At 67.9% G+C, this 8,863-nt stretch carries 6 protein-coding genes and 3 pseudogenes; 3 read left to right on the plus strand and 6 right to left on the minus strand.

Annotated elements, in window-relative coordinates; translation table 11 throughout:
* Nucleotides 1-77: 77 nt before the first annotated feature.
* Nucleotides 78-1,054, minus strand: a pseudogene (locus tag IEY86_RS35180) (IS3 family transposase); the annotation flags it as partial.
* A gap of 360 nt (nt 1,055-1,414) precedes the next feature.
* On the opposite strand from IEY86_RS35180, the pseudogene IEY86_RS35185 reads away from it, so the two are divergent.
* From IEY86_RS35185 to IEY86_RS35195, 3 genes and pseudogenes are all read left to right on the plus strand, one after another.
* A pseudogene (locus tag IEY86_RS35185) lies at nt 1,415-2,637 on the plus strand (IS701 family transposase).
* Between the two features lie 1,337 nt (nt 2,638-3,974).
* Complete coding sequence (locus IEY86_RS35190) at nt 3,975-4,157, plus strand: hypothetical protein (RefSeq protein WP_189135975.1); 183 nt, start codon at nt 3,975-3,977, stop codon at nt 4,155-4,157.
* A gap of 415 nt (nt 4,158-4,572) precedes the next feature.
* A pseudogene (locus tag IEY86_RS35195) lies at nt 4,573-5,610 on the plus strand (transposase); the annotation flags it as partial.
* Here IEY86_RS35195 and IEY86_RS38425 read toward each other — a convergent pair.
* From IEY86_RS38425 to IEY86_RS35220, 5 genes are read right to left on the minus strand one after another with little or no spacing between them, the layout of a single operon-like run.
* Nucleotides 5,600-5,824, minus strand: coding sequence for a hypothetical protein (locus IEY86_RS38425; protein WP_189135976.1), 225 nt, complete (start codon nt 5,822-5,824; stop codon nt 5,600-5,602). The pseudogene IEY86_RS35195 and the gene IEY86_RS38425 overlap by 11 nt on opposite strands.
* Nucleotides 5,821-7,080: an RNA polymerase sigma factor gene (locus IEY86_RS35205; RefSeq protein ID WP_189135977.1), complete on the minus strand. Its 1,260-nt coding sequence runs from the start codon at nt 7,078-7,080 to the stop codon at nt 5,821-5,823. The genes IEY86_RS38425 and IEY86_RS35205 overlap by 4 nt, the downstream gene beginning before the upstream one ends.
* Nucleotides 7,081-7,082: 2 nt before the next feature.
* Nucleotides 7,083-7,502 carry a YciI family protein gene (locus IEY86_RS35210; protein ID WP_229699055.1) on the minus strand — a complete coding sequence of 140 codons (420 nt, stop codon included), beginning with the start codon at nt 7,500-7,502 and terminating at the stop codon, nt 7,083-7,085.
* A gap of 33 nt (nt 7,503-7,535) precedes the next feature.
* On the minus strand, nt 7,536-7,880 hold the full coding sequence (locus IEY86_RS35215; RefSeq protein WP_189135979.1) for a DUF1801 domain-containing protein: 345 nt from the start codon (nt 7,878-7,880) through the stop codon (nt 7,536-7,538).
* Between the two features lie 49 nt (nt 7,881-7,929).
* A complete protein-coding gene (locus tag IEY86_RS35220) occupies nt 7,930-8,478 on the minus strand; it encodes a dihydrofolate reductase family protein (RefSeq protein WP_189135980.1) in 549 nt (182 codons plus the stop codon).
* Nucleotides 8,479-8,863: the final 385 nt, after the last annotated feature.

Consider the following 8,863-nt stretch of genomic DNA (forward strand, 5'->3'; position numbering starts at 1 on the left):
CGCCGGCGGATGCACGCCCCGGGCAGACACCCGCGCATTCCGGGACCCTGCCCGGCTACACCACTTCATGGGACGCGATCCGCGCTGGTGCCCACCGCACCGCGCGACCTGACCACACCGAGGTCCTCGCAGACCTGGGCGAATTCCTTGGAGGCGTATTGCGCCCCGTTGTCGCTGTGGAAGATCGCCCCGCGCAGGCCGCTGGCGCCCCGGACCGCGGCCGCGGCCGTGAGTGCGTCGGTGACCAGCGAGGTGCGCATGTGGTCGGCGATCGACCAGCCCGCCAGTCGCTTCGAGCACAGGTCCAACACCGTTGCGAGGTAAAGGAATTGGCCGTCTCCGATGGGCAGGTAGGTTATGTCGCCCACGTACCGGGTGTTCGGTGTGGTCGCGGTGAAGTCGCGCTGCAGTAGGTCCGGCACCGGGGTCGCCGCCGGCTCGGGGATGGTGGTGCGGACCTTCTTGCGCAGGTGCAGCCCGACGATGTTGAACTTCTGCATGACGCGTGCCACCCGCTTGTGGTTGATTCGCTCGCCCTCGTCGCGGAGCTCGGCTGTCACGCGTGGAGCCCCGTAGGTGCCGTCGGACTCGGTATGGATATCGGTGATGCGCTCGGCGAGCTCGGCATCCGCCCGGGCCCGCTCCACCCGTGCGTCCGCGCCGGCCAGCCACCGGTAGAACCCGGACCTGGAGACGGTCAGGATCCGGCACAGCCGCTTGACACCGAAGGCGCCACGATGATCGTCAACGAACTGGAAGCGGCTGCTCACCAGCTGGTCTCGCCCGCAAAATACTTCGCGGCCCTCCGCAGAATCTCCCGTTCGAGCTCGAGTTCCTTCACCCGCGCCCGCAGCTGCCGGTTCTCCTTCTCCATCGCGGTGGCCTCGCCCGCCCCGGGCCGGGCCGCCTCCTCGGCATCCCGCACCCACGTGCGGAGCGTCTCGTGGTTGACACCCAGGTCCTGGGCCACCGACGCATACGTCCCACCCGGACTGGCGTGATACAGCGCGACGGCGTCCGCCCGGAACTCAGGCGAGTACTTCGACGTCCCCAACGGGAACTCCTGTTCTTCGGATCCTCACGATCCAATGATCAGGGTGTCCACGATCAAGGGGTAACGCCCCACCTCCCGGTGATCCCTCCAGCGACCACCCCGAATCGGCGTGCGGTCCGGGAGCAACGGCTCGATCCGCGCCCACTGCGCATCACTCAACGACACACCCGGACCAACGACCCGATGATCTAAACGAAACGCCCTAGTACTCCAGCAGGACTTTGCTGTCTGACCTGCGGGTTTCGCTGGGCGGCTGGAGTGTAGCGGGACTTCGATCGTGCGGGGGCGGTCTCACGGAGACCGCCCCTCGATCGTGCGACAACGCCGCAGGTAGTGACAGCGGCGGGGCAGCCTCCGAGGGTGATCACCGAGTACGCCGCCGCGCAATGGGACCTCGAACTGGACGATCTCTTCCCGACCATCGGGCACCGCTTCGGCCGAGTCGAGCTCCGCCGTCGCATGCGTGACTACGTACGCGGGCTGCTCGCCCCGGTGGCCCGCAAAAACAGCTGGCAGCTGGCCGAACAGGCCGGCCACCCCACGCCCGACGGCCTGCAGCACCTCCTCGCCGGATCGAGGTGGGAGCCCGATGACATCCGCGACGACCTGCAGGAATACGTCGCCGGCAGGCTCGGCGAGGCCGACGGCATCCTGATCATCGACGACACCGGGTTCATCAAGAAGGGCACCACCTCAGCCGGGGTTCAGCGCCAGTACTCCGGAACCGCCGGCCGGACCGAGAACTGCCAGATCGGCGTCTTCGCCGCCTACGCCTCCGCCTGCGGACGGGCCTTGGTCGACCGCGAGCTCTACCTCCCGAAGTCCTGGACCGAGGACCGGGAACGCTGTCGCACCGCACGGGTCCCCGACGAGCGGGAGTTCGCCACCAAGGGCGAACTGGCCCGGCACATGGTGCTGCGGACCGTCGCCTCTCCGCTGCCCATTGCCTGGGTCACCGCGGATTCCGCCTACGGCCAGGACAACCGATTCCGCCGGCTGCTGGAACAGTCGGGTGTCGGCTACGTGCTGGCCGTCCCGAAGTCCCAGTTCAGCGTGGGCTGTTCGCGGATTGAGGTACTGTTCGCGCAGGCCCCGGACGAAGCGTGGGAGAAGATCTCATGCGGCGACGGCGCGAAGGGGCCTCGCGTCTACCACTGGGCAGCGGTGCGGCTGCCGGCCGTCGCCGAGTTCGACTATCAGGGCGGGTCCCTCACCGGATGCGGTGGGCACTGGCCCGGCGCAGCATCAGCAAGCCCGACGAGATCGCCTACTACCTCGCATACACACCCCTTCAGATCACCGTCCAGGAGCTGGTGCGGGTCGCTGGGGCACGCTGGGCGATCGAGGAATGCTTCCAGGCCGCGAAGAACGAATGCGGCCTGGACCAGTACGAAGTCCGCCGCTACGTGGGCTGGTATCGGCACATCACTTCGGCCATGCTCGCGCACGCCTTCCTGGCCGCCACAGCACGCCGGCCTTGGGAAAAAGGGGCGGAACAGGTGGGACAGCCGGGGCCATCGAACTCACAGTGGCGGAGGTTCGGCGACTCCTGGCAGCTTGTCGTGCCCGGCCCCCGCACCTGAGCGGACACCGAGGACTACACCATGCGCTGAGCTGGTCGAACTGGCGCCGCCGACGCCAAGCAGTCGCCCGCCGCTGTCACTACCTGCGGCGTTGTCGCACGATCGAGGGGCGGTCTCCGTGAGACCGCCCCCGCACGATCGAAGTCCCGCTACACTCCAGCCGCCCAGCGAAACCCGCAGGTCAGACAGCAAAGTCCTGCTGGAGTACTAGCCCTGCACTCACCGCCGCCGCTGCGCCCCCGCGGGTTGCGGGGTGGCTCCCGCGGGCGGGATACGGGGTGGCTTCGGCGGTGGCTTACGGGGTGGCTCACGCGGTGGGTCACCCTCTCGGCCGGCCCCGGTGTATGAGCAGGTCACCGGCCGTTTGCGGGCTCGGTCAGGCACCGGACACTCTCCCCTGGGCGCATGGTCCGGTACTGGTTGAGAGGGTGTGGGGCGGTTCGGGTCCAAGGGGGACGCTGCGCTGTGCTCCCCGCGGGCGCCGGGGGCAGGGGGCAGGGGGCCGCCGCTCGGGACAGCGGCGGCACAGGCCCTGACAGTGCGCACGAGTGCGCTCACCACGCCCGGCACCATCACTTGCGCCGCTGTGCGCGGAGCCCTTGCGCAACCCCTGATCACGGCGCCTTTCCGGCACTCATCACGCTCTGACTTCCCCTCGCTGCCGCCGTGTCCCGTGCCTGTGGTGGTGTGGGGTGCGGGTGCGGGTTGGGCGGCAGCGAGGGGAAGTGGGGTGCGCTGGGCTCGGCCTGGCCGCCGTGGCAGCGCCCGGCGTCCGGGGTGGGCGCTGGCCAGAGGGGTACGGGGGATCGCCGGCCGCCAGGGCGCCACAGCCGGCCTCCGCCGCGACGCCCGCGACTCTCGCCGCCCCCTCACACTCCTCGGCCTGGGATGATCACGAACCGGACGTTGTGCGACTACGTCGAGACCCTGGCCTCCCCCCGAAGGGCGACGCCGAAGGGCGACAGAACCTTCATCATCTGCACAGCACCGCATCAAGTAGCTCCACCTACATCAACCTCATTCTCTGCGCTCGGGGCGCGCATGACGCCAGCCAAGGATTTGTCCTTGGACCGAAGCGTTTCAGCGTGGGCACCGACAATTTTCACGAGATCGACAGTTTCGGCTTGCCGTGCCGCTCCGGCTCTGGGAAGGATTAAGCTCCGATACACGGTCGTTGGCAGCCAATGGCTCAACGTGCGTGATCTTCCAACCGCACAGCCAACACAATCGAAGGAAAAGCGCATATGAGTTCGGAAGGCCAGAAAGACTCCACCCCGACAAACCCTCCCCGCTCACACCGGCGCCTCGCAGAAGGCTCGTCCCGACTTCGAATCGCGGTGATCAGCGGTCTCGCCCTCGCGTTCCTGGGCGGCGGCACGGCCCTCGCCAGCGGCGCCTCGGCGCACGCCGACCAGTCCGCCCAGGGCAAGTGGACGACCCAGGCGGACCTGCCGCCCAATGATGCCACTCCGGGAGACGACGACGTCCCCCCCGCCAACGAGCCCGGCTGGTGGTTCTAGCTTTGAGGTCACGCGGTGGCCCGCCAGCTTGCGCTGGCGGGCCACCGCTCTCGCTGCAATTCGTCGTGTGCGTGTGCATTCTGTTCTTGTACGGGACGGCTGTTCATGCGTCACGGATGGGGAACAGGGCGGCGGGCGACCGCAGGCACTGAGCTCTTTCCAACCTCACGGCCCTGGCTACGAGTTCGGCGGTTATGTGGAACCAGGGCCGGGTTGGCCATATCACCCCCCACCCAGCGGCCCACCGTGCAACTCGACCTCCACTCACCCCTCAACAGCCATCCCCCAATGCTGCCGTACGCCCATCTTTCGGCATGGATTTTCAGTGGATTTTTGGCGTTCGATTTCAGTGACCGATGCATCGGCCGGGAGAGCGGACGTGAACCAATTCGCTTCGCGAATTGCGGCCCGCTTCGCGGGCCTGGAATCCGGCGCGCGAATTCTGAAAAGCTGTGGATTTCGCTTCGCTCAAATCCTGGACGCGCTGCGGCTGGGGCCGGCCGACGACGTCGCCGAGGCCACCGCCGCCCAGGTCCGCCGCGTGGTCGAGGACCTCATCGGCATGGGCCGTTGGAAGTCTGGCGACCGCGACATCCTGATCGTTTTCGACGCCGGCTACGACGCTCCGCGCATGGCTCATCTGCTGGAAGGGCTGCCGGTGGAGGTCCTCGGGCGGATGCGCATGGACCGGGTGATGCGCAAGCCCGTCCCGCTCCCCTGGATCTCACCGCCGCAGGGGCGGACGGCCGCCGAAGCACGGCAGGCAGTTCCGCTTCGCCAAGCCCGACACCTGGGGCGAGCCCGATGCCGCGACCGTGCAGGTCACCGACCGCTACGGCACCGCCCGCGCGATGGCCTGGGACCGCATCCATCCTCGTCTGACCACCCGCTCAGCGTGGATCGACCACACCGGCGAACTCCCCGTCATCGACGGCACGTTGATCCGTTCGGAGGTCGACCGCCTGCCCGGCGGCCACGATCCCCTCCCGGTCTGGCTGTGGTCCTCGGCCACCGGTGTGTCGGGCGCGGACGTCGACCTGCGCCGGCAGGCGTTCCTGCGCAGATTCGATCTTGAGCACATGTTCCGGATGATCCAGCAGACGCTGGGCTGGACCCGCCCGAAGCTCCGCACCCCCGAGGCGGCGGACCGGTGGACCTGGCTGGTCGTCGCCGCCCACACCCAGCTCCGCCTCGCCCGGCCGCTGGCCGCGGACCTGCGCCGCCCTTGGGAGAGGCCATCTGAGCCCGGCCGGCTAACCCCCGCCCGAGTCCGCCGTGGGTTCAGGAACCTCCGCCCGAACTTGCCCTGTCCGGCCAGTGCGCCGAAACACAACCGGCCCGGCCCCGGCAGGCCGCTCGGATCGAAGAACCGGCACCCCGCCACCCGCTACGACGTGGGCAAAACCGTCAGACGACCCGAGACATCGCCGAACGCGACCAGGTCAGACCATAAAGAACAAGCTGAGAAGCTGTGTCACATCCTCTTTCCGCAGGTCATGGTGTTGTGAGGCGTGGTAATGATGCGGTTTGCCGTTCGGCTGGGCGTCGATGGACGGGCAGCCGAACGGCAGCGGCGTGTGCTGGCGAAAGCGCACCGCCGTCGCAGCGCCCAGACACAGGCACTGACTTACAGGGTGCGTGCGTTGTCGATGAAGGCGCAGGGTCATGCACCCGAGGGACGCTCGGTGAGTGCTTGAGTCATCCGGTCAAGGAGAAGCAGGCGCTCGTGCCGGGTGGGCGCGAGTTCGGCCGCGCGCTCCAGCTCGTCGGCCGCCTCGGTGTTCCGGCCGAGGCGGAGAAGGATGTCGCCCCGGACCGCGCCGAGTAGGTGGTACCGGGCCAGCCTTCGATCTTCCCGGAGGGGGTCGGTCGCCGCCAGCGCCGCCTCTGGTCCGTCGCTGTAGAGCAGCGCTACCGCCCGGTTGAGCTCGACCACGGGGGACGGAGCCAGTTGGGTGAGGGCGTCGTAGAGCGCGATGATGGCGGCCCAGTCGGTGTCGGCGAAGGTGGCTGCCTGAGCGTGGTACGCGGCGATAGCGGCCTGGAGTGTGTATGGACCGAGTGGGCGGCCCAGGGTGGTCGCCCGGTCGAGCATGCTAAGACCGCGGGTGATGAGCGTACGGTCCCAGCGCGTCCGGTCCTGGTCTTCGAGCAGTACCGGTGCGCCGTTCGGGTCGGCACGGGTGGAGAACCGCGAGGCCTGCAGTTCCATGAGCGCGACCAGTCCGAAAATCTCGGGTTCACGCGGTAGCAGTCCGGCGAGGATCCGCCCGAGCCGCATCGCTTCCCGAGCCAGGTCTCGTCGTACCCACGTGTCGCCGGACGTAGCCGTGTAGCCCTCGTTGTATATGAGGTAGACGACTTCGAGCACCGCGCTGACCCGCGCCGGCAGTTCATCAGTCGGCGGGGGTTCGAAGGGAACGCGCGCTTCCGACAGTGTGCGCTTTGCCCGGGAGATGCGCTGGCCGAGCGTGGCGGAGGGCACAAGGAAGGCGCGGGCGATCTCATCGGTGGTGAGACCGCCGACCAGGCGCAGGGTGAGCGCCACCCGCGACTCCGGTGCGAGTACCGGGTGACAGGCGATGAAGATGAGCGTGAGCAAGTCGTCGGGAATGGGGTCGAGTGCTTGCTTGGAGGCGTCCGGTGCCTGGTCGTCCAGGTCTGCCGCAACCAGCGCCGCCTTGCGCCGAACGGTTTCCTCGCGTCGGGCACGGTCGATCGCCTTGTGCCGGGCGGTGGACATCAGCCACGCGCCCGGCTGCGGCGGGATGCCGTCGCGCGGCCACTGCTCGAGGGCGGCCACGAACGCCTCGGAGGCGAGGTCCTCCGCCACTGCGACATCCCCGATCTGCCGGGCGAGCGTAGCGATGATCTGTGGCGACTCGATCCGCCACAGCGCCTCGATCGACTGGCGGAGGTCCATGATCAGGCCTCGCCGCCCCGCTCGTGGAGCTCCTGGCCCTTCGCGAGCGTCTTGGAGTCGACGATCCCATCGAAGTCCGCCATGTCGAAGAGCGGCCGGATCTCGAGCGCCTGTGTGGCGCCATAGCGAGGGTCGAAGGGGCACCGCTTGGCCCACTCCACAGCCTCCGCGAGCGAGCTGACCTCCCAGATCCAGTACCCGGCGATGATCTCCTTCGACTCCGTGAACGGCCCGTCGACCACCGAGGTTTCTCCCGCCGCGAAGACCACCTGTGCGCCGGCGCTGCTGGGCTTCAGTCCTTCTCCGCCGAGCAGGATTCCGGCTTTGACGAGCTGTTCGTTGTAGGCGTTCATTTTCTCGAACATTTCCTGGGACGGCTGGGCTTTGCCCTCGTCGGCGCCAGTCCCCTTCGTCATCACCATGACGCGCATGTTGTCGTTCCCTATCTCTCTTGGTCAGCGCGCGCCGCTGATCCGGCGCAGGACATCGGCGAGGACGTCGTAGTCGACGTCGTCGCCTTCACGGATGTCGACGGCCTTGCGCTCACCGTTGCCGAGCGGGCGAAGCAGGCCGGGCACGGCTTCGATGCCATCCGCGTCGAGCACCATGAATGTGACCTTATCCCTCGCGACATGGATTACTGCCTTGTGGCGGCCGTCGCGGAGGAAGTGGGGCTTCCCGTACTGGAGCGCTTCCTCGACCCCGGGGATGGTGCGGTGCACCATCTCCCGCAGCCTTGTACACACCTGCGCCTGCCAGTGCTCCGTCTTCTCGATGTAGTTTGTTACGTCGTCGTTCATCCTGTCCTCCGGGTGAGTGCTTGACCGGGCGCCGGCATCGTCGCGTCCATCAGGCCACAGCCGGGCGATAGGTGAGCAGCACGACGCCCGAGTCGAAGGTCACCGTTCCGGTCAGCTCGACCGCAACGGTGCTCTCCGGCCGGAACAGCGGCTCGCCAGCGCCCTTGATCACCGGATAGACCCAGATGCAGTACTCATCGAGCAGGCCGGCTGCGGCAAGATCATCGGTGAGTCGACCGTTGCCCCAGATGAGGATGTCGGCGCCGTCCTGCTGCTTGAGTCGGCCGACTGTCTCGATCAGCTCACCCCCGGAGACAACGGTCGCCGGTCCCCACGCGGCGATGTCGACCGGCTTTGATGCGACGACGTACTTGGCGATCGAGTTGACGTGGTCGGCGTACGGGTTGCCGCCCATGTTCGGCCATGCCTGTGCCATGCCCTCGTAGGTAGCGCGGCCGAGCAGCAGCGTGTCGGCACCGAGGGTGAGGCCGAGAGCCTGCTTCTGTGCCCCCTCGTCGTTGTACCGGAGCGACCATTCGTGCGGATTGTCGATGTAGCCGTCGAGCGTCGTGTAGGTCGAAGCGATGATCCTGCGCATGGCAGTCCTCCTCTGAAGACGTGATCGGCTTGGCAGCCCTGACACCCGTCCTTCGAACGGAAGGCCGCGCTTTCGACATCGGCATGAGAAGAATTTCGCGGCGGTCACGCAGCCGACGGACAGCGAACCGCACGGAGACCGGTCGGGAGGAGCGTGAAAGGGCTGGAAGCTACGGCAGGCGGACGGTGGCTTGGGAAGCTGGGGCACCGGCCGCATCGGCGTCGTCGACCGCACCGGAGAACGCACTGACCGTGCGCCTACCAGCAACGTCGGAATCGCGGCCAGATGCCGGATGGCTTCTAGCGGATCGCGTCCCATGAAGTGGTGTAGCCGGGCAGGGTCCCGGAATGCGCGGGTGTCTGCCCGGGGCGTGCATCCGCCGGCG

Origin of the sequence: Wenjunlia tyrosinilytica (assembly GCF_014646055.1) — a bacterium.
Lineage (GTDB): Bacteria > Actinomycetota > Actinomycetes > Streptomycetales > Streptomycetaceae > Wenjunlia > Wenjunlia tyrosinilytica.

What these genes read in the sequence shown, in the direction of transcription:
- IEY86_RS38425 (WP_189135976.1), bottom strand. Translation starts at nt 5,824, where the DNA reads ATGACCCTGCGCCTTCATCGACAACGCACGCACCCTGTAAGTCAGTGC.
- IEY86_RS35205 (WP_189135977.1), bottom strand. Translation starts at nt 7,080, where the DNA reads ATGGACCTCCGCCAGTCGATCGAGGCGCTGTGGCGGATCGAGTCGCCA.
- IEY86_RS35210 (WP_229699055.1), bottom strand. Translation starts at nt 7,502, where the DNA reads ATGGTGATGACGAAGGGGACTGGCGCCGACGAGGGCAAAGCCCAGCCG.
- IEY86_RS35215 (WP_189135979.1), bottom strand. Translation starts at nt 7,880, where the DNA reads ATGAACGACGACGTAACAAACTACATCGAGAAGACGGAGCACTGGCAG.
- IEY86_RS35220 (WP_189135980.1), bottom strand. Translation starts at nt 8,478, where the DNA reads ATGCGCAGGATCATCGCTTCGACCTACACGACGCTCGACGGCTACATC.